The organism is Kribbella sp. NPDC004536 (assembly GCF_042873835.1).
Lineage (GTDB): Bacteria > Actinomycetota > Actinomycetes > Propionibacteriales > Kribbellaceae > Kribbella.
In genome coordinates this window covers 96,979-116,027 of the sequence record NZ_JBIALY010000001.1, presented here as the reverse complement: position 1 = coordinate 116,027, position 19,049 = coordinate 96,979, and the positions used below count along the sequence as shown (strand labels likewise).

At 69.1% G+C, this 19,049-nt stretch carries 19 protein-coding genes; 13 read left to right on the top strand and 6 right to left on the bottom strand.

All coding sequences use genetic code 11. From position 1 onward, the window contains the following. Positions 1-66: 66 nt before the first annotated feature. Both ACFYRU_RS00565 and ACFYRU_RS00560 read left to right on the top strand, forming a co-directional pair. Positions 67-1,137 carry a DUF917 domain-containing protein gene (locus tag ACFYRU_RS00565; protein WP_387651320.1) on the top strand — a complete coding sequence of 357 codons (1,071 nt, stop codon included), beginning with the start codon at positions 67-69 and terminating at the stop codon, positions 1,135-1,137. 158 nt (positions 1,138-1,295) lie between these two features. Next, complete coding sequence (locus ACFYRU_RS00560) at positions 1,296-2,660, top strand: PucR family transcriptional regulator (RefSeq protein ID WP_387651317.1); 1,365 nt, start codon at positions 1,296-1,298, stop codon at positions 2,658-2,660. A gap of 75 nt (positions 2,661-2,735) precedes the next feature. Here the strand turns inward: ACFYRU_RS00560 and ACFYRU_RS00555 are convergent, their stop codons facing one another. The 3 genes from ACFYRU_RS00555 to ACFYRU_RS00545 are packed head-to-tail and all read right to left on the bottom strand — an operon-like array spanning position 2,736 to position 5,757. Next, positions 2,736-3,698, bottom strand: coding sequence for an aldo/keto reductase (locus tag ACFYRU_RS00555; protein ID WP_387651315.1), 963 nt, complete (start codon positions 3,696-3,698; stop codon positions 2,736-2,738). Continuing rightward, a complete protein-coding gene (locus ACFYRU_RS00550) occupies positions 3,695-4,447 on the bottom strand; it encodes an SDR family NAD(P)-dependent oxidoreductase (RefSeq protein ID WP_387651313.1) in 753 nt (250 codons plus the stop codon). The genes ACFYRU_RS00555 and ACFYRU_RS00550 overlap by 4 nt, the downstream gene beginning before the upstream one ends. Further along, positions 4,444-5,757 (bottom strand): L-fuconate dehydratase, encoded by a 1,314-nt coding sequence (locus ACFYRU_RS00545; RefSeq protein WP_387651310.1) that lies wholly within the window; start codon positions 5,755-5,757, stop codon positions 4,444-4,446. Before ACFYRU_RS00545 ends, ACFYRU_RS00550 begins: the two co-directional genes overlap by 4 nt. A 63-nt stretch (positions 5,758-5,820) precedes the next feature. Between ACFYRU_RS00545 and ACFYRU_RS00540 the strand changes: the two genes are divergently transcribed. Next, positions 5,821-6,705 carry a GAF and ANTAR domain-containing protein gene (locus ACFYRU_RS00540; RefSeq protein WP_387651308.1) on the top strand — a complete coding sequence of 295 codons (885 nt, stop codon included), beginning with the start codon at positions 5,821-5,823 and terminating at the stop codon, positions 6,703-6,705. A gap of 51 nt (positions 6,706-6,756) precedes the next feature. Here the strand turns inward: ACFYRU_RS00540 and ACFYRU_RS00535 are convergent, their stop codons facing one another. Further along, positions 6,757-7,080: a hypothetical protein gene (locus tag ACFYRU_RS00535; protein WP_387651306.1), complete on the bottom strand. Its 324-nt coding sequence runs from the start codon at positions 7,078-7,080 to the stop codon at positions 6,757-6,759. A gap of 214 nt (positions 7,081-7,294) precedes the next feature. Here ACFYRU_RS00535 and folP point away from each other — a divergent pair, with 214 nt between their 5' ends. From folP to ACFYRU_RS00510, 5 genes are read left to right on the top strand one after another with little or no spacing between them, the layout of a single operon-like run. Beyond that, positions 7,295-8,170 (top strand): dihydropteroate synthase, encoded by an 876-nt coding sequence (gene folP / locus ACFYRU_RS00530; RefSeq protein ID WP_387651304.1) that lies wholly within the window; start codon positions 7,295-7,297, stop codon positions 8,168-8,170. Then, positions 8,170-8,895: a pyrimidine reductase family protein gene (locus ACFYRU_RS00525; protein WP_387651302.1), complete on the top strand. Its 726-nt coding sequence runs from the start codon at positions 8,170-8,172 to the stop codon at positions 8,893-8,895. The genes folP and ACFYRU_RS00525 overlap by 1 nt, the downstream gene beginning before the upstream one ends. A gap of 3 nt (positions 8,896-8,898) precedes the next feature. Next, positions 8,899-9,582 (top strand): class III extradiol dioxygenase subunit B-like domain-containing protein, encoded by a 684-nt coding sequence (locus ACFYRU_RS00520; RefSeq protein WP_387651300.1) that lies wholly within the window; start codon positions 8,899-8,901, stop codon positions 9,580-9,582. Further along, the gene (locus tag ACFYRU_RS00515) at positions 9,579-10,178 is read left to right on the top strand and encodes a hypothetical protein (protein WP_387651298.1); all 600 of its coding nucleotides are present in this window, start codon (positions 9,579-9,581) and stop codon (positions 10,176-10,178) included. The genes ACFYRU_RS00520 and ACFYRU_RS00515 overlap by 4 nt, the downstream gene beginning before the upstream one ends. A gap of 33 nt (positions 10,179-10,211) precedes the next feature. Further along, positions 10,212-11,138 (top strand): alpha/beta hydrolase, encoded by a 927-nt coding sequence (locus tag ACFYRU_RS00510; RefSeq protein ID WP_387651295.1) that lies wholly within the window; start codon positions 10,212-10,214, stop codon positions 11,136-11,138. Here the strand turns inward: ACFYRU_RS00510 and ACFYRU_RS00505 are convergent. Together ACFYRU_RS00505 and ACFYRU_RS00500 are read right to left on the bottom strand one after the other, a co-directional pair. Then, complete coding sequence (locus ACFYRU_RS00505) at positions 11,135-11,767, bottom strand: hypothetical protein (protein WP_387651292.1); 633 nt, start codon at positions 11,765-11,767, stop codon at positions 11,135-11,137. The two genes, ACFYRU_RS00510 and ACFYRU_RS00505, sit on opposite strands and share 4 nt — an antisense overlap. Before the next feature lie 24 nt (positions 11,768-11,791). Next, the gene (locus ACFYRU_RS00500) at positions 11,792-12,769 is read right to left on the bottom strand and encodes an ABC transporter substrate-binding protein (protein ID WP_387651289.1); all 978 of its coding nucleotides are present in this window, start codon (positions 12,767-12,769) and stop codon (positions 11,792-11,794) included. A 187-nt stretch (positions 12,770-12,956) separates the two neighbouring features. On the opposite strand from ACFYRU_RS00500, the gene ACFYRU_RS00495 reads away from it, so the two are divergent. The 5 genes from ACFYRU_RS00495 (at position 12,957) to ACFYRU_RS00475 (ending at position 18,961) form a co-directional block, all read left to right on the top strand. Beyond that, positions 12,957-13,961 carry a FecCD family ABC transporter permease gene (locus ACFYRU_RS00495; protein WP_387657965.1) on the top strand — a complete coding sequence of 335 codons (1,005 nt, stop codon included), beginning with the start codon at positions 12,957-12,959 and terminating at the stop codon, positions 13,959-13,961. Beyond that, positions 13,958-14,986: a FecCD family ABC transporter permease gene (locus ACFYRU_RS00490; RefSeq protein ID WP_387651286.1), complete on the top strand. Its 1,029-nt coding sequence runs from the start codon at positions 13,958-13,960 to the stop codon at positions 14,984-14,986. Before ACFYRU_RS00495 ends, ACFYRU_RS00490 begins: the two co-directional genes overlap by 4 nt. Before the next feature lie 3 nt (positions 14,987-14,989). Continuing rightward, positions 14,990-15,763 (top strand): ABC transporter ATP-binding protein, encoded by a 774-nt coding sequence (locus ACFYRU_RS00485; RefSeq protein WP_387651283.1) that lies wholly within the window; start codon positions 14,990-14,992, stop codon positions 15,761-15,763. After that, positions 15,760-16,419, top strand: a complete 660-nt coding sequence (locus tag ACFYRU_RS00480; RefSeq protein WP_387651281.1) for a (2Fe-2S)-binding protein — start codon at positions 15,760-15,762, stop codon at positions 16,417-16,419. The genes ACFYRU_RS00485 and ACFYRU_RS00480 overlap by 4 nt, the downstream gene beginning before the upstream one ends. A gap of 64 nt (positions 16,420-16,483) precedes the next feature. Continuing rightward, entirely contained in the window at positions 16,484-18,961 is a 2,478-nt protein-coding gene (locus tag ACFYRU_RS00475) for a glycoside hydrolase domain-containing protein (protein WP_387651278.1), read from the top strand. Positions 18,962-19,049 lie beyond the last annotated feature (88 nt).

Below are 19,049 nucleotides of genomic sequence, written 5' to 3'. Positions count from 1 at the left end.
GCGTGCGGCGCGGCCGGTTCGGCGCAGTTGATGAGTGGTGGAGATCCGCGGTGGGAGGATCGGGGGATGGCGACGACGGTTCGCGAGCAGGATCTGGAGGCGCTGGTCGTCGGGGTGACGTTGCTCGGCTCCGGTGGCGGGGGCGATGCGGGCGCGTTCGGGCGGATGCTGCGGCGGCGGCTCGGCGCGGGGGAGCTGGTACTGCGGGATGCATCCGACCTGCCCGGTGTGTCGGTGAGCCCGATCGGGGTGGTCGGGGCGACCAGCGTGTTGATGGAGAAGCTGCCGAGCGGCGGTGAGTTCGAGACCGCTGTACGCGCAGTCAGCCGGTGGACCGGGGTGGACGTGACCGGGCTGATGTCGCTGGAGGCCGGCGGACTGAACGGGCTGACGTCGTTGATCGCCGCGCTCGATCTCGGGCTGCCGGTCGTCGACGCGGATCTGATGGGCCGGGCGCTGCCGCGGCTGGATCAGTTCTCGTGGGCGGTGGCGGGCCGGTCGCTGACCCCGTGTGCCTTGAGCGAGCCGAGCGGCCAGGTGATCGTGGTCGACAACGTCGACGCTGGTGGGTTGGAGCGGGCTGTGCGTAGCTTCGTCGCTCACACCGGCGGGTGGGCCGTACTGGCGCTGGCGCCGACGCCCGTCGAAGCTGCTGCGGTGGATGCGGTCGAGGGGAGTCTCACGCGGGCTCTTGGTCTTGGACGGGCGCATGCTGCGCTTGAGCCGGGCGCTGGGCCTGCTGACGTTGCGGATGGTTTGGGTGGGCGTTTGCTCGGCAGTGGGCGGGTGGAGGAGGTCGCTCGGCACGTGATCGCCGATGGTGGTGCGGCGTTCGGTCGCGGGAGCCTGTGCGTGGTGGACACCGCGAGCCGGGCGGTCATCCGCATCGAGACCGAGAACGAGTACTTGCTGGCGTTGGTCGACGGTGCGCCTGTGGTCACCACACCAGACCTGCTGTGTGTACTGGATCGCCGTACTCTCCAACCGATCGCGGTGGACGCCGTTCGTACCGGCGACGAGGTAGTAGTCGTAGCTCTCCCAGCCCCAACTTGGTGGCACCACCCGGACCGCCTCCCGCACGTCTCCCCAGAAGCCTTCGGCCTCGCCTGCAACCCCCAACTCCTGGAGGCGTCGTGACCACCCTCGCCGCCCTGCTCGCTTCCCCCGGTTGGAAAGACGTAGTCGTCCTGGCTGGACCAGAGCAGGACACCGCTTCCCTTACCGGGTCTTCTGTGGTGCTGGGGGTTGGAGCTCAGCCTGAGGGGCTGGCGGGGCGGGTGTTGGTGGTGTTGGTGGTGGACGATCACCGGGACTGGCGGGTGGATGCCTTGATCAGTCGGGCGGCGGCTGCGGGGGCTGGGGCTTTGCTGCTGGCAGGGACTGAGCGGTTGGGGCGTGGGGCCGAGCTGCTCGCGGAGCGGTTGCAGTTGCCGGTGCTGGGGTGCCCGGATCCGTTGGCGGCACATGAGTACTTGCGACGCGTGACCGCCGAGCCAGAGGTACTGCGATCAGACCTCGTATTGCGAGCGGTTGCCGCGCTCAGGCGGGCCAGTGGTGATCTCACGTCGGTACTACGGACAACGTCCGCCGTCCTGGATCGTCCCGTGACGCTGGCGGGTGCTGACGGCGGCACGCTCGCTGGTGATCCGCTGGAGCCGGAGGATCGCGCTGCGCTGGCGGCCGCGCTGCCTCAGGTGCCAGTGGCGTGGGCGGCGCCGTACCGGGTGGATCTGGCGAGCGGGGCTGTGCTGCTGGCCGTGGCGGTTCTAGGTGTGGGGCCTGTGTGCTGGCTGGTGGCGCGGTTGCCCGGTGTGGTTCCGGCTGAGGTTGCGGCCGTACCGGAGGTGCTGACGGTGGTCGCACCTGCTGTGGGGGAGCGGTTGGCGCTCAGACGGCTCGAGTTGGAGCGGGACGCGCGTCAACGTACTTCGCTCCTCGGTGAGCTCCTGCACGGGGAGCCGTCCGAGGCGACGCGGAGACGGGCCGTCGATCTCGGCTGGCAGCTCGACGGCTGGCACACCGGGATCCGGATCGGTGCTGACGGCCAGGTGGACGTGGCGGGTCGACGCACCGACGTCGTGGAGGCGTTCGACGCGGAAGGGCTGCGGGCGGTCGTGGTGGAGCAGGGGGACGGGTGGTCCGCGTGGATCACCGCAGTACGTGAGCCGACTGCGACCGAGGTACAGCAACAAGCTGCCGCGATCCGCCGGGTCCAGCGCCGGCTGGTGCAGACGGTTGACACGTACGTCGGTGTGGGGCGGGTGCAGGCGGGTCCGAGTGGTATCGCCACCACCCTCGCAGAAGCAGGTGATGCTGCCGGGCTGGCTCGTGGTCGGGCCGAGACGGGCCGCTTCCTGCATGTGGACCGGTTGGGCTTGGCGCAGTTGCTGCTTGCGTGGACGCGTACGGACACGTTCCAGCCGGCCGCCCGGGCGCTCCTTGCTCCCATCAAGGATCAACCGGGCGACCTGGTTACCACACTGGCCGTCTATCTCGACACGGAGTCGTCGTTGGCCGAAACAGCCGCAGTACTAGGCATCCACCGCAACACAGCGTCCGCCCGCATCAACAAGATCCAGCACCTACTAGGCGTAGACCTAACCAACCCAGACGAACGCCTAGCCCTCCACCTAGCCTCACGCACCACACCTACGGAGTAAGCGCGCCGGGGCCTGCGGCCCCGGCGCGCGGGAGATGCAGGCGGCGCCGGCGGGCGGGTGGTGTGGCGCGGTGGGCTAGGGCGTGGGAGCGTCTGTGCGGAGTAGGTCGGCTGACTTGAGGTCGGACCAGAGGGCTGGGGGGATCTCGGTTCGGGCGAGGGTTGCGTTGGTGTGGACCTCGTCCGGGGTGCGGCAGCCTACGGCTATGCCTGCGACGGCTGGGTGGGCCAACGGGAACGCCAGGGCGGCGGCGGGGAGGGTGGTGCCGTGGGACTCGCAGATGTCGGCGATCTTGTTCGCCTTGTCCAGCAGGGCTTGGGCGGCGGGTTCGTAGTTGAAGGTGGTGCCGGCTGCCGGGCGGGGCTGGGAGAGGAGGCCGGAGTTGAAGATGCCTACGGCAACTACCTGGACGTTGTTGTCGAGGCAGGCGGGGAGTACGTCGTCCAGCGCGTCCGGGTCGATCAGCGAGTACCGGCCGGCCAGCATGATCACGTCGATGTCGACCTCCCGCACGAACCGGGTCAGCATCGCCGACTGGTTCATCCCGGACCCGACCGCCCCGATCACGCCCTGCTCGCGGAGCTCGATCAGCGTCGGGAACGCCGTCGCGACGGCCTCCTCGTAGTGGTCGTCCGGATCGTGCACGTACACCACGTCCAGCCGATCGGTACCGATCCGCCGCAGCGAGTCCTCGATGCTCTGCAGTACGCCGTCGCGCGAGAAGTCCCAGCGCCGCCGCCGCGTCGTACTGACGTTGAAACCCTCGTCGTCCAAAGCAGCATCGGACGCCTCGTAGATGATCCGCCCGACCTTGCTCGACAGCACGTACGAGTCCCGCGGCTTGCCCCGCAGCCCCAGACCGAGCCGCTCCTCGGCGAGACCGAGCCCGTAGTGCGGAGCGGTGTCGAAGTACCGCCAGCCCTCGTCCCACGCGGCGTCGACCGTAGCGATCGCGTCGCCCTCGTGGACCTCGCCGAGCAGGTTGCCCAGCGGCGCACCGCCGAGCCCGACGCGCTGACCTTCCGGAAAGAGCTTCACGAGCGCACCGCCGGGAGCCGCAGGTTCTGCATGCCGCCGTCGACCGCGAGCGCCGTACCGGTCGTCGAACCCGACAACGGACTCGCCAGGTACGCGATCGCCGCGGCGACCTCGTCGGCCGACACGAGCCGGCCCATCGGCTGCCGGGCCTCGAGCGCGGCGCGTTCCGCGACCGGGTCGGCCGCCAGGTCGAGCAGGCGTCCGACCCAGGGCGTGTCCGCCGTACCGGGGTTGACGCAGTTCACCCGGATGCCTTCGCGGACGTGGTCGGCGGCCATCGCCATCGTCAGCGCGAGCACGGCGCCCTTGCTGGCGGAGTACAGCGCGCGATTGGGCAGGCCGGCGACCGCGGCGATCGAGCAGGTGTTGACGATCGCGGCCGCGGCCGACTTGCGCAGGTACGGCAGGGCGGCGCGGGTGACGCGCGCGACGCCGACGACGTTCACGTCCAGGACCCGGTGCCACTGCAGGTCGTCGTTCGCGGTCACGTCGCCCTGGGCGCCGATGCCGGCGTTGTTCACCAGGATGTCGATGCCGCCGAGCTGCAGCGCCGCCGCGGCGACCGCGGCCTTGATCGAGGCGTCGTCGGTGACGTCGGCGGCGATCCCGGTCAGCGGCGCGTCGACCTCGGGCTTCAGGTCGAACACGACCACCTCGGCGCCCCGGGACGCCAGCAGCTGGGCCGCCGCCAGCCCGATCCCGGACGCACCGCCGGTGACAACAGCCCGCAGGCCGTCGAAATCGCTCACGAGTTCTCCTTAAGGTCGGTCCAGATCTTGCCACCCGGGTACCGGAAGTCTGTCAGCGTCTCAGCATCCAGCTCCGCGCCGAACCCGGGCCGTACCGGTGCCACGTAGTGCCCGTCCCGGATCCGCACCGGGTCCAGGAAGTGTTCGTGCAGGTGGTCGACGTACTCGATCACCCGGTCCTGCGTCGATCCGCTGACCGCGACGTAGTCGAACATCGACAGGTGCTGGACCAGCTCACACAGTCCTACCCCACCCGCGTGCGGGCACACCGGTACCCCGAACTTGGCCGCCAGCAGCAGGTTCGCGATGTTCTCGTTCACGCCCGCGACCCGGGCCGAGTCGATCTGCAGGAACGACAGCGCCTCGGCCTGCAGGAACTGCTTGAACACGATCCGGTTCTGTACGTGTTCACCGGTCGCGACCCGGATCGGCGCGATCGCCCGCGCGATCGCCGCGTGCCCGAGGATGTCGTCCGGGCTGGTCGGTTCCTCCACCCACCAGACGTCGTACGGCGCCAGCGCCTCGACCCAGCGGATCGCGTCCGGGACGTCCCAGCGCTGGTTGGCGTCGATCGCGATCCGGATGTCCGGGCCGACCGCCTCCCGGGCGAGCCGCATCCGGCGGATGTCGTCGTCGAGGTTCGCGCCGACCTTCAGCTTGATCTGGGTGAAACCGTCCGCGACCGCCTGGTGGCAGAGCCGGACCAGTTTCGCGTCGTCGTACCCGAGCCAGCCGGGGGTCGTGGTGTACGCCGGATACCCGCGCTCGCGCAGTACCGCCTCCCGCCCGGCGCGGCCCGCCTCCGCCTTGCGCAGGATGTCGAGCGCGTCGTCCGGGGTGAGTGCGTCGGTCAGGTACCGGAAGTCGACCAGGGCGACGATCTGCTCCGGGGTCAGGTCCGACAGCAGTTTCCACAGCGGTACGCCGGCGCGCTTGGCGGCCAAGTCCCACACCGCGTTGACGACCGCGCCGATCGCCATGTGCATGACGCCCTTCTCGGGGCCGAGCCAGCGCAGCTGCGAGTCGTGCACGAGCGACTTCCAGAACCCACCGAGGTCACCGAGCGTGGCGTCCAGGTCGAGCCCGAGCACATGGTCGCGGAGCGCCTCGATCGCGGCGGTCTCGATGTCGTTGCCGCGGCCGATCGTGAACGCGAAGCCGTGTCCCTCCAGCCCGTCCCCGGCGTCGGTCCGCAGGATGACGTACGCCGCGGAGTAGTCCGGGTCGGTGTTCATCGCATCGGAGCCGTCCAGGTCCAGCGACGTGGGGAAACGGACGTCGTACGTCTCGAACTCGGTGAAGCGTGCCATGCGGGAGCCGTTCTGCAGCGGTGGGCGGGATGTTGCACGAGATCCTATAGGATATGGGGAGGTTTGGGCATCCCGGGCAGCTCGTCGTCGCTCGCGGACTTCCGGCGTACGCTGGGAACTGCCGGCGACGGCACAGCGCCGGATTCCATCGCGGGTGCGGAATCGGGGTGGGGCGACGTGTCGGGGGAGCAGCCGGCGCCGTTCGTCGGCGCCTTGAGCTCGGTGCATTCGCTGCTGATCGCCGGGCCGGATCTGCAGGACCTGCTGGCGAAGGTGGCGGAGGTCGCGGCCAAGATCGTCGAGCCGCCGGCCTCGTGCGGGATCACCACGCGGTACGACGGCGAGCCGGTGACGTTGGTCGCGAGCGACGCGCGGGCGGCGCTGATCGACGAGCAGCAGTACAGCCTCCGCGAAGGACCGGCGCTGGACGCGCTCGAGAGTGGGGCCGTGGTCGACGTACCGGACCAGGCGCGGGACCGGCGATGGCGCGCGTACGGCCCGGCTGCGCGTGAGCTGGGGGTGCAGGCGTCACTGGCCGTTCCCCTGATTGTCGAGGGTCAGATCATCGGCGTGCTGAACCTGTACGGGTACGACCGCCCGGACACGTTCAGCGAGGCCGATCGGGAACGCGCGGCGGCTTACGCGGAGCAGGCGGCGACGACGCTCGCGTTGGCGGCGCGGTCTGCCCAGTCGGAACTGGGTGCGCAGCTCGAGCAGGCTCTGGCCTCTCGGTCGGTGATCGACCAGGCGCTCGGCGTACTGATGGGCCAGCAGCGGTGCGACGCGCGGACAGCGTTCGAATTGCTGCGCCGTCACTCGCAGAACAACAACCGGAAACTGCGTGAGGTCGCCGCCGACCTGATCGCGCGGCTGACCGGACAGCCACCGGTCGACAGCCGCATCTTCGAAGCCGAGCGCCCTCCCGACGGTGGTGACGCCGGGGCGTGACCCTCCCGAACACGCCCCGACGTCAGCTCGGGTACCACCTCCGACGACCGTCTACTGTTCGGCTGAGAGCTCGCCGACGACGGTTCGGTGGCCCGTCCTGGCCTGCGCGAGGCAGGACCAGGTCCACGCCCTGGGGCGCGCGCTGCCGATCGGCTGCAGCAGGGTCTCGAAGATGGGTGGCGGGTCCACCGGCAGGTACAGGCCCAGCCAGATCGTCATGATCTGGACCCGGTGCCCGGCACATCCCACGACGTCGCTCGCGATCACGACGTACTCGGGTCGTGCGGACAAGGCCCGCCAGATGGTGCGATCGATGCGGCGGCCGTGCCGGTCGACGTACCCGATCCTGGCCGGCGACGGCAGTGCCGTACCCACCGGGCGTCAGCCGCCGATTCTCGTTGCCAGGCGCAACCATTCGACGCCTGGAACAAGGCGATGCCGACGAGGAAGGTTCGGGAGGGTCATGGGTCCACCTGCGTGATTCGCACTTCGCCGCAGGCTGTGCTCCCAACCTGGAGACACCATAAACAGCAATTCCTGACGAGACAAGTACCCGCCTCGGTGGGCAGCGCCCCGTAGAGTCGGCTGCGTGGCAGACGACGGAATCCTCCGCCTCGGCACCCGGACGTTCCGGGCCGGGGAGTTCGCGCTGATGGCGATCGTCAACCGGACGCCGGACTCGTTCTTCGACCGCGGCGCGACCTACGCGACCGACGCGGCGTACGCGGCGATCGACAAGGCGGTCGCCGAGGGCGCCGACCTGGTCGACATCGGCGGCGTCAAGGCCGGGTACGGCGAACCCGTCAGCGAGACCGAGGAACTGCGCCGGACCGTGGACTTCGTCGCCGGGATCCGCGCTCGGCACCCGGAGCTCGTGATCAGCGTGGACACGTACCGCAGCGGCGTCGCGCGCCGGGTCGCGGACGCGGGCGCGGACCTGATCAACGACACCTGGGCCGGCGCCGATCCGGACCTGGTGAACGCGGCCGCCGAGTTCGGTACCGGCCTGGTCTGCAGCCACGTCGGCGGCCTCTCGCCGCGCACCGATCCGCATCGGATGGCGTACGACGACGTGGTCGCGGACGTGATCCGGACGACGACCGCGCTCGCGGACCGCGCGGTCGCGGCCGGCGTCCGGCGGGACGGGATCCTGATCGACCCGACGCACGACTTCGGCAAGAACACCCTGCAGTCGCTCGAGCTGACCCGCCGGCTGGACGAGCTCGCCGCCACCGGCTGGCCTGTCCTGGTTGCCGTGTCGAACAAGGACTTCATCGGCGAGACGCTCGAGCTTCCGCCGGGGCAGCGCGGCAACGGCACGCTCGCGGCGCTGACCGTGTCCGCGTGGCTGGGTGCTCGCGTGTTCCGCGTACACGACGTACCGGCCGCTCGGCAGGCGCTCGACTTCGTTGCCGTACTGCGTGGAGCAAGGCAGCCTGCCGGAACCCGAAGGAGTCTCGCGTGATGCAACAGCTGGATGACCTGTCTGACGACGAGCTGATCGCGGTGTACGAGGTCGCGGACCGGTCCGTGCCGCATCTGCGGGCGAACTTCGTCAGCAGCCTCGACGGCGCGGTCGAGATCGACGGGCAGTCGAAGGCGCTGACGAGTGAGTCCGACAGCCGGGTGTTCAGCGTGATCCGGCGGCTCGCGGATGTGGTGCTGGTCGGGGCAGGGACGATCCGGGACGAGGGGTACAACCCGCTGAAGCTGTCCGGCGCGGCACGTTCGTGGCGGCTCGCGGCCGGGCTGGCGGAGAACCCGACGTTGGCGATCGTGTCGTCGCGGCTCGAGCTCAGTCCGGTGAACCCGGTGTTCAAGTCCGCCGTACGGCCGATCGTCGTGACGCACGCGGCGTCGCCGCCGGATCGGCGCGAGGCGCTCGCGGAGGTCGCCGAGGTGCTGGTGCTCGGGGACGCCGAGGTTGATCTGCGGGCGGTGGTGGACGAGTTCGGTGCGCGCGGCATGACGCAGGTGCTGTCTGAGGGTGGGCCGCATCTGCTTGGTTCGCTGACCGTTGCCGACCTGGTCGACGAGCTCTCCCTGACGCTGGCGCCGCTGCTGGCCGGTCCTGGTTCCAGCCGGATCACCGCCGGTGCGCCGTCCACGCTCACCCGTCAGCTCAAACTGAAGTCGTCGCTGGCCGCGGCCGACGACTACCTCTTCTTCCGCTACCTCCGAGAGGCCTGACCCGTGCCCGTCACCGCCGCCGCGGTCTGCCCCCACCCACCCCTCCTCATCCCCGAACTAGCCACCGGCGCCACCCCCGACCTAGACGACCTACGCACCGCCTGCCTAACCGCCATAGACCACCTGTCCAACACCACCCACATCATCGTCATCGGCTCCGGGATTGAAGGCGCTTATGACGCCGAGGCCGGTGGTGGGTTCGGGGCGTACGGGGCGCCGCAGGTGCGGATCGGGGCTGGGGCGGAGGTGTTGCCTTTGTCCTTGGCTGTTGGTGGGTGGTTGCTGGAGCAGACGAAGGCGGCCGGGGTGCCGCGGACCTACCGGGCGGTGGCGGTTGATGCTGCGCCTGGGGACTGTGTGGAGCTCGGGCGGGAGATTGCTGGGGGCAACGAACGGGTCGGTCTGCTGGTGATGGGGGACGGATCACCTCGCCGCAGCGAGCACTCGCCCGTACACCTGCACCCGCGTGCGGAGATCTTCGACACCACCGTCGCGAACGCCTTCCAGCACAAGGATCTCGACGTACTCAAGGCCCTCGACCCAGCCCTCGCAACCGAGCTGAAGGCAGCCGGCCGCGCCCCGTGGCAGGTCCTCGCCGGAGCCCTGGAAGGTACGGCGCTGAACGGCGACCTGACCTACGAAGCAGCACCGTACGGCGTCGGCTACTTCGTCGCGAGCTTCACGTGACCGACGACGACCGGGCAGGGTATCGGCGGTCGGCGAAGTCGCCGCGGGGTGAGGCGCGGCGGCGGGAGCTGCTCGACAAGGTCGCGGACGACCTGGGCGAGAACGGGCTGGTCGACTTCTCGCTGCGGCGCGCGGCGCGGGCGGCCGGTACGACGCACAAGGTGCTGCTGTACCACTTCGACGGCCCGGAGGACCTGCTGACGCAAGCGGTCCTGCAGTTGCGCGACCGCCGGATCGCCCGCGCCGTCACGGCCGCGGCCGCGCAGGGCGGATCGCTCGCGGCGCGAGTGCGGTCGATGTGGCCGACGCTGATCGGCGAGGAGTCGTGGGTGCTCGACCAGGCGATCGGCCTGGCGATGTACGACGCCGCGCGGTATGCCGATCTCGCCCGGTCGGCGTCGCGCCAGTACCTGCCGACGTTGCTGGGGTTGTGCCCGGAGGAGTGGGACGAACAGCGCCGTACGGAGGTGGCGGAACTGATCCTCGGAACGCTGCGCGGGTTTCTGATCGAGTGGCGTACCAGTGGGGACGCCGCCGGCATCGAGGCGGGGTTCGCCGCGCTGACCCGGGCTTTGGAGCGCGAGGAACGGGCGTAGACAGATTTGCGAACCACGTGGTTCACTTCTCGTATGCGCGAGAAGGTGAACTTCACGAGTGCCGGGGTTGCGTGTGCGGCCTGGCACTACCCGGGTACCAACGGCGGGTGCGTGGTGATGACCGGCGGCTTCGGAGTCACGAAGGAGCCGGGTACGGATCGGTTCGCGGAGCGGTTCGCCGCGGCCGGATTCAGCGTGCTGGCGTTCGACCACCGGCACTTCGGAGAGAGCGCGGGGGAGCCGCGGCAGGTGGCGAGGGTACGTGACCAGCTGGACGACTGGCGGGCGGCGATCGCGTACGCGAAGACGCTGCCTGGGGTCGAGCGGGTCGCGATCTGGGCGTTCTCGCTTCCTGGCGGGTACATCGTCCAGCTCGCCTCGGAGGAGCTGGGCATCGCGGCGGCGATCGCCCAGTCCGCCAACGTCGACGGGCCTACTGTCACTCGGCATGCCTCCCGGTACCAGTCGACCGGCGGTGCGCTACGCCTCCTCGGCCGTTCGCTCGCGGACATCGTCGGTGGTTGGTTCAACCGTCCGCCGCGGCTGGTGGACCTGGCGGGCCCGACCGGAACGGTAGCCCTCCTCAACACGCCGGACGCCCTGCTGGGCAGCGAAATCCTCAGCCCCGACAACCGCTACCCCGACTGGCAACAAACGATCGCGGCCCGCTCGGTCCTTCCCGCAGCGTTCTACCGGCCCGCGAAGTACGCCCCCGACGCCCGCTGCCCGATCCTCTACGTCGTCTGCAAGGACGACAAGTCAGCCCTGGCAGCACCCACCCTCAAAGCAGCAGCCACCACCCCCAAGGCGGAGGTCCTCCAGGTCCCTGGCAACCACTACGCGCCGTTCACCAACGCCCACGAGGAGGTAGTCGCGCGGGAGGTGGCTTTCCTCGGGCGGTGGCTGCTTTCCGGTAAGAAATCGGCGTCTGGCGCCGAAAAGGTTCCGGAAAGCCGCTAGTTCGTCTCCACGGGCACCGTGGGCCATCGATCTGCGGTCGCAGCGAGGTCATCTCGACCCGCGGCCCGCAGCTGGTCGACCAGTTCGGTGCGGGCTGTTTGTACTGCGGCTACTGCCTCGTCGGACGTGGGGTGTGGGCCGGACCAGTTGCAAACGGCGTCGCCGGCGTACCAGCCGGGGCGTACGTGGGAGGTTGCCAGGCGGGCGGCTGGTAGTGGTAGGTCGGCCAGCTGTACCACGGCTTCTACCGCGATCACGTCTGCGGACAGGTCGAGCAGGGGGCGGAGTTCGACGGCGTCGGTGAGGACGAACTCGTAGCCGGCCGGTGCGCGTTCGGCGAGCCAGGCGAGCGCTTCCTGGGCGGTGTCGTGCAGGAGCTGGGCGTTCGACGGGTCGGCCAGGGTGTGTACGCCGCAGCGGCGGGTGTGGGTCGGGCGGAGCTCGTTCTGCCAGAGGCGGACCTGGAGCTCGTCCCGCCCGGTCAGCCGCCGGCCGAGGATCCGCGCCAGGCCGACGACGTCGAAGTTCAGCTCGTCGGTCGTCCGCCGCCGCCCGGGGACCGGCGCCTCACCCGGCCGCGTACCCCGGGTCGTCCACGGTCCGGCGTGCCACCGCGTGAGAGCCGTCATGCACCCGACCCTACCCGCGCGGGATCACTCCGGCTTGACGGGCGCGGGTACGCCGAACGTCTTCGCCAGGTCGTCCAGGATCGACCACGCGCCTTGCAGACCGACCGCGGTCATCCAGGTCAGGTCCGGTACGTCGTGGACCTTCGGCGCGAGCGGCTTCCACAGCGGGTTCGCCTTGAACTGAGCGGCGGTCTTCGCGCTCAGGCCCTTCTCGTCGGCGTACGTGGTGACGAAGATCGCGTCGGCGTCCGCGTCCTTGATCCGCTCCGGGCTGATCTCCAGCGCGAACCCGTTCACGTCCTGCGACTTCGGCCGCTTCAGGCCGGCGTCCTTGAGCACGATCCCGGAGTAGCTGGCGTTCTGGTACAGCCGGGTCGGCCCGTCGACGAACCGGACCACCGAGATCGTCGGGTGGTTCGCCTTCGCGTTGATCGCGTCGCCGACCGTCTTCGCGGCCTTCTCGTACGCCGAGATCTCCTTCTCCGCGAGGGCCTCCTGGCCGAGCGCCTTCGCCTCGAGCCGGATGTTGTCCTTCCAGGTCGCGCCGGTGGTCTCGGACATGATCGTCGGCGCGATCGCGGACAGCTGGTCGTACAGCTTCTCGTGCCGGACCTTGGCGGTGATGATCAGGTCCGGGTTCAGCGCGGCGATCTTCTCCAGGTTCGGTTCGGCGAGGGTGCCGACGGACTCGGCTTCGGAGCCGTACGTCTTGCGTGCGTCGCCGAGGTAGTCCGGGAGCTTGCCGTTGATGGTGCGGTAGTCGGTGTACCCGACAACCTGGGTGTCGAGGGCGAGCGTCGCGTCGACGTAGCTGGTGTCGAGCGCGACCACCCGCTTCGGCTTGGTCTTGATCTCGGTCTTGCCCATCGCGTGCTCGATCGTCCGCGGGAACCCGTCGCCGGCCGCACCGGTGGCCGGGTCGTCATCGGATCCGGACGATCCACAGGCGGTCAACGCGAGGGCAGCAGCGGCGAGCAGGGCGGCGATGCGGGGCAGGCGCACGGGTGTCTCCAGATCGGCACGAGTGGCAGGTTAAGGTGGCTCTCCACCTCACAAGTAAGGCAAACCTAACCATATGTCCTCGCCGCCCGCCCAACCACCCGTGTCGCCGCCCCCACCGAACCACCCGCCGGCGCCGGGTGAGGCGGTGGTGGCGAGTCGGCCGTCCCCCTCGCCAAGCCAGCCGCCGTTGCCCGCCGCCCAGCCGGCGGTACGTCGGGCCGGTGCGTTGCTCGGTCTCGGCCTACTTCTGCTGTTGGCGTTCACGGCCAGTCTTGCGTTGGGGGCTCGGTGGCTGGGGCCGGGGGCGTTGTGGCATGCGTTGGCTGTGGACAACGGGTCGGATGCGGATGTGATTGTGCGGAGTTTGCGGCTTCCGCGGACGGTGGTTGCGGTGTTGATCGGGGGGTGTCTCGGGATCGCCGGGACACTCATGCAGGGGCACACCAGGAACGCGCTGGCCGAACCCGGCATCTTCGGGGTGAGTTCGGGCGCGGCGTTCGCGGTGGTGCTGGGGTTGCAGCTCGGAATGGTCGACTCGGTGGCGTCGACCGTCTGGGTCGCTCTGATCGGCGCGCTGATCGCGACGTTCGCCGTCCAGCAGTTGGCGTCCCGCGGCTCCGGCGCGTCCCCGGTCGGCCTCGCGCTGACCGGCGCCGCGGTGGCCGCGATGCTCGGCGCGTTGACCTCGTCGATCGTGTTGCTCGACGCGAACACCTTGGACAGCTACCGCTTCTGGGCGGTCGGCTCGGTCGCGGGCCGCGGGTTGGACGTGGCCGGCCAGGTACTGCCGTTCGCCGTACTAGGCCTGGTCCTCGCCGCAGTCAACGCCCGCGACCTCGACCTGCTTGCCCTGGGCGACGACGTGGCCGCCGGCCTCGGCTTGTCTGTACGTCGGGCGCGCCTGGTCGGCCTTGCCGCGATCGGTTTGCTCACCGCGGCCGGGGTCGCCGCGTGTGGTCCGATCGGGTTCCTCGGACTGCTGTCCGGGCATGTCGCCCGGCGGATCTTCGGCGCCCGCAACACCTGGCTGATCCCCGCGGCGGGCGTGATCGGCGCGACCGCACTGGTACTCGCGGACCTCGTCGGCCGGCTCGTCGGCGGCGCCGGCGAAGTACAGGCGGGCGTGGTACTCGGCATCGTCGGCGCTCCGCTGTTCGTGCTCGTCGTACGGCGCCGGGCGGTGGCCCTGTGAGATCCCGGACCGTTGCCCTGAGCATCGTCTTCGCGGCGTTGGCGATCGTCGTCGCGCTGGTGTCGCTGAGCGTCGGTACGACGAAGCTCCCGGTTGCGGACGTGGTGGAGGTGCTGCTCGGCGGCGGCCGGCGTGGTACCCGGCTCGTCGTCCTCGAACTCCGCCTGCCGCGGGTCGCGACCGGCCTGCTGGTGGGGATCGCGTTCGCCGTCTCCGGTGCGTTGCTGCAGACGTTGTCGCGTAACCCGCTGGCCAGTCCGGACATCGTCGGCGTCAACTCGGGCGCGTCCGCGGGTGCGGTCGCAGTGATCGTGCTCGCGGGTACGGGCGGCGGCAACATCTCCGGGTTCGCCGCGAAGGTCGGGATCCCGCTGGCGGCCGTACTCGGCGGGCTGATCGCGACCCTGATCGTCGGCGCGCTCTCGGTCCGGCGCGGTGTGGTCGACGCCGGCAAGGTGGTGCTGATCGGCGTCGGCGTCGCGGCCGCGGCGAACTCGCTGGTCGCGTGGTTGCTGGTGATCGGCGACGTGAACGATGCGGGCCGCGCGGCCGCCTGGCTGGCCGGTTCGCTCAACGCGCGAGCGTGGAGCGACGGGATTCCGGTACTGATCGCGGTCGTCCTGCTGTTGCCCGTGGCAATGATGTTCAACCGGGACCTGTCCGCACTGGTGCTGGGTGACGACGTGGCGTCGTCGCTCGGTGTCCGAGTGGCCCGGATCCGGTTGGCGCTGCTGGTGATCGCCACCGTACTGGCCGCGATGGCGACCGCCGGAGCGGGACCGATCGCGTTCGTCGCACTCGTGGCACCGCAGGTCGCGCAGCGATTGACCCGGATGGAGCGGCCGCCCTTGCTGACCACCGCGATGCTGGGTGCGCTGTTCGTCGTCCTGGCGGATCTGCTGGCACGCAACGGTTTGCAGTGGGCACACGTCGGCCCGTACGAGTTGCCGGTCGGCGTGGTCACGGCCGCGTGCGGTGCGCCGTACTTGCTTCACCTCATCGGCCGTCAGCAGAAGGGACGCTGAACCGTGCACGTCGAGAACCTGACCCTCGCGTACGACGCTGCCGCGCCGGTCGTGGACGGTCTGACGCTGGAGGTCCCGGCCGGTCAGCTGACTGCGGTGGTCGGCCCTAACGGGTCCGGCAAGTCGACTCTGCTGCGTGGGATGAGCAGACTGCTCGTGCCGCGCAGTGGACAGGTATTGCTGGACGGTAAGGACATCCATCAGCTGCCGGCGCGTGAGCTGGCAAGAAGGCTTGGCGTGTTGCCACAGGGGCCTGTGACGCCGGAGGGAATCACCGCGGCTGAGCTGGTATCGCGGGGACGCCATCCGCATCGCGGTCTGTTCGGACGGCTGACTGCAGACGACGACGCTGCCATCGACGAAGCCCTGCGTGCTGTTGAGCTGACAGAGCTACGGGATCGCCCGGTGGACCAACTGTCCGGCGGTCAGCGGCAGCGGGTGTGGATTGCGATGGTGCTTGCGCAGGGAACGCAGCACCTGCTGCTCGACGAGCCCACGACCTACCTGGACCTGGCACACGCTGTCGACGTGATGAACGTGGTCCACGGTGCTGCCACGACAGGACGTACGGTCGTCGCAGTGCTGCACGACCTGACACTGGCGGCGCAGTACGCCGACCACCTGGTCGTGATGGGAGCGGGACGGATCGCTGCGGAAGGCCGTCCGGTCGACGTACTCACGGCTGCTTTGCTGGACGAGGTGTTCGGGCTCAAGGCGACCGTGGTGGAGGTCGGTGGCGCGCCGGTCGTCGTACCGGATCGTAGGCTGGCCGGGTGAGCTACACCGTGAGCCGCCTGGCGGACGTGCTGGCTGACTCGGTCAGCTGGCTGTCTGTGCGTACGGCGGACTCCGTACCGGGACCGGACTGGATCTCTTGTGCGGAGCTGATCGCGGAGCAGCAGGCCGGTGGGGATCCGACCGCGTCGTGGCGGGGTGCTGCTGCGGCTGACTACGCGCGGGACTATGCGATCGAGCCGCCGGTGCAGGTTGCGGCCATGTTCACGCTCATGTGGTACGTGCAGGTGCCTTCTCTTGTTGCCGCGGTCTGTGCGGCGGTGACAGGGGCTTCGCCTGAGGTTTCTCCTGGGGCGTTGGCGTTCAGGCGGCATCCTGTGGCTCACTATCCGGCTGAGGTGGCGCTGCTTTCTCGCGAGGTCGTTCCGGTTGAGGTTGCGGCTGCACAGCACAAGGAGCATGTGGGTGATTTCCTCGACTCGTATGAGCCTGGGGTCAAGCTTGGGTCGTTGCAGCGGTGGGGTGCTGTGGGGGATGAGGTGCGGGCTGCGTTGCGGTTGGTGGGGGACGGAGCGCACGTGGAGCGTGCGGCGACGGCGTTTGGGGTGTCTTTGGAGCAGAAGTTGCGGACGTCTTGTTGCTACTTCTACGTGCTTCCTGGCGTGACTGCCTGCACCACCTGCCCGCGTTTTCGTTGATTGGTCTAGGCGGGCTGCCGGCAGAGGATTGCCGGGTTCGCTGTGGCCGCGAAGGCTGGGCCGCATGCGCTGGACACGAGTAGTGGTGGCGAGTGGACTGATGGTGACGACGGCTGGTTCGGTGCCCCTTGCGCACGCGGCCGGCGCGACACCGGGCATGTGGACCGAGACGTCGTACAACTCGGTCTTCAAGGACAGCGGGCGGTCGCCCGAGGCAGGCAACGACATCCGGCTCGACACCGCGAAGAACGACTACGAGGCAGCCCAGATCGTGCTCCGCGGGCCGTCGGCGTTCACCGTGCGGGGCGTGGACTTCACCGCGCTGCAGGGCGTCGCCGACGCCATTCCGAAGACCGAGCTCAGCTACAACCCGGTCGGGTACGAGTACCTGGACCGCAACTCGTACAACGGCTGGGAGCCGGACAACTTCGTCGTACCGACGATCCGGACCGCGCCGGGCGACTTCCCGGACCGGCTGCTCAACCGGACGAGTATCGACGTGCCGGCCGACCAGACGCAGTCGATCTGGGTACGCGTACACGTACCGGCCACGGCCAAGGGCGGCGTCTACACCGGCCACGCGATCGTCCGTACGACCAACGGCAACCTGAACGTACCGATCCGCGTGAACGCGCGCAACGTGGTGATCCCACCGGCGAACCGGAGCGAGTTCACCAACGTGATGTGGACGAACTTCCTCGGGCTCACCTCGTGGGACCCGGGCGCGGGCGACACCGTCAAGCTGTTCTACGGGCACGACCGGTACTCGCCGCAGTGGTGGCAGCTGATCGACAACTGGGCCGACACGATGAAGCGGTACCGGCAGAACGATCTGCAACTGCCACTGATCAACCTGCTCACCGACGGCGGCAGCAAGGTCGATGCTGCTGGCAACTACACGTTCGACTTCGCACGCTTCGACCAGGTCGTGCAACGGTTCCTGGACAAGGGGGTGGTGAACCGGCTGGAGGGATTCACCGGCGCCGGTCCGCAGAACCCGGACCGCAACCCGCAGTTCCCCCGGTACCTGCAGGAGGTGACGCCCAAGCAGACCGGCAGCCAGATCCCGGACTTCGCGTACTGGGACTCGCCGGAGGCGGACAACTGGTACAAGCAGTTCTACCCCGCGCTGCGGCAACACCTGGCCGACAAGGGCTGGGCCGGCATGTTCTGGATGCACGTCGGTGACGAGCCGGGGGCCGGTGGCGACCCGGGCTGGTTCGGGATCGCGAAGAAACTGCGGCAGTACTGGCCGGACGTGAAGATCGGCGACGCGGTGGTGAACGACCTGGCGCCGCGGGTCGCGCAGGTCGAGGACATCGTGATCCCGAACCTGTTCACATACACGATCAACCCGAAGCCGTTCGACGACCAGCGCAAGGCGGGCAAGCCGCTGTGGTTCTACAACTGCAACGTCCCGGCCGGCAACCACCTGAACAGGTTCATCGACCAGCCGGAGTGGAGCCAGCGGCAGACCATGTGGCTCGCTTACGGCAAGGGCGCCACCGGGTACCTGCACTGGGCGTACGGCAACTGGCAGTACAAGATGAGCGACCAGACCGTGAAGGGCGACGGCTACATCGTGCGTCCGGACAAGGAACACAACACCGTCGAGGCCTCACCGCGGTACGAGTCGTTGCGGGACGGCATGGAGGACTGGGAGGTTCTCAACCATCTCGGCAAGACCAACCCGGGCCTGGCACACGACCTGGCGAACGCCGTGGTCCAGGCGAGCGACAAGTACTCGCCGGACGTGAGCTACATGCAGCGGATCCGTGTACTGGCGCTCGACGCGGCGGCAGGACTGCCTCTGAAAGGCCTGCGGTACACCAGGAACGGGCTGCAGTTCGACCTGGGCCGTCAGGCTCAGGTGGATGGTGTGCAACTCCACTGGGGCGGCACCCCGCCTAGTAAGTACCGCGTGCTGATCTCGTACGACGGTGTGAAGTGGGCGGATGCCGCGGACAACTCTGGTGGCGACGCGTTCCTAGGACTGAACGCAAAGGCTCGGTACCTCAAGCTCGTCGTGGACAGTGCGGGGACGTACGACCTGCAAGGGGTGGAGGTTGCGGGGCAGTATCTGGGGCAGCAGAACCTTGCCGGCGGGAAGACGTACGAGCGGACTGCGCCCTCGGCACGGTTCCCGGATGCGGGTAACGAGGCGACGGACGGGGTGCTGGGCGACAACTGGGGTGACGGCAAGCAGTTCGGCTACGAGCTGGCCTCCATCGGTGACAGCGTGCAGCCGATCGTCACCATCGACCTGGGGTCTGCCCAGAGCGTCGGCAAGGTGCGGGTGCACGCCTACGAGGAGTACCCGGACTACCGGCCCGACCAGATCACGGTCGCGACCAGTGAAGACGGCGTGAACTTCACGGATCGCGGACAGGTCAGCTCGGTGAACGGCGCCTCGAGAATCTGGTACGACCTCGATTTCGCGCCCGCGAAGGCCCGCTGGCTGCGCCTGACGTTCGACAAGACCATGCACGACAAGTACCAAACCGGCGTCTTCATCGACGAAATCGAGGCCTACCGGAACTAGCGTTCGCCCAGAGCAGAATCCGGGGGTAGCTCATCCGTCAGATTTCTGTCGGTGGCGCCGGGGAACATGGCGGGCATGAGTCGACTCG

Excerpts from the sequence above, each read along its gene's own strand:
- ACFYRU_RS00565 (WP_387651320.1), top strand. The coding sequence starts at position 67 with ATGGCGACGACGGTTCGCGAGCAGGATCTGGAGGCGCTGGTCGTCGGG.
- ACFYRU_RS00545 (WP_387651310.1), bottom strand. The coding sequence starts at position 5,757 with ATGGCACGCTTCACCGAGTTCGAGACGTACGACGTCCGTTTCCCCACG.
- ACFYRU_RS00525 (WP_387651302.1), top strand. The coding sequence starts at position 8,170 with ATGCAACAGCTGGATGACCTGTCTGACGACGAGCTGATCGCGGTGTAC.
- ACFYRU_RS00510 (WP_387651295.1), top strand. The coding sequence starts at position 10,212 with ATGCGCGAGAAGGTGAACTTCACGAGTGCCGGGGTTGCGTGTGCGGCC.
- ACFYRU_RS00505 (WP_387651292.1), bottom strand. The coding sequence starts at position 11,767 with ATGACGGCTCTCACGCGGTGGCACGCCGGACCGTGGACGACCCGGGGT.
- ACFYRU_RS00475 (WP_387651278.1), top strand. The coding sequence starts at position 16,484 with ATGCGCTGGACACGAGTAGTGGTGGCGAGTGGACTGATGGTGACGACG.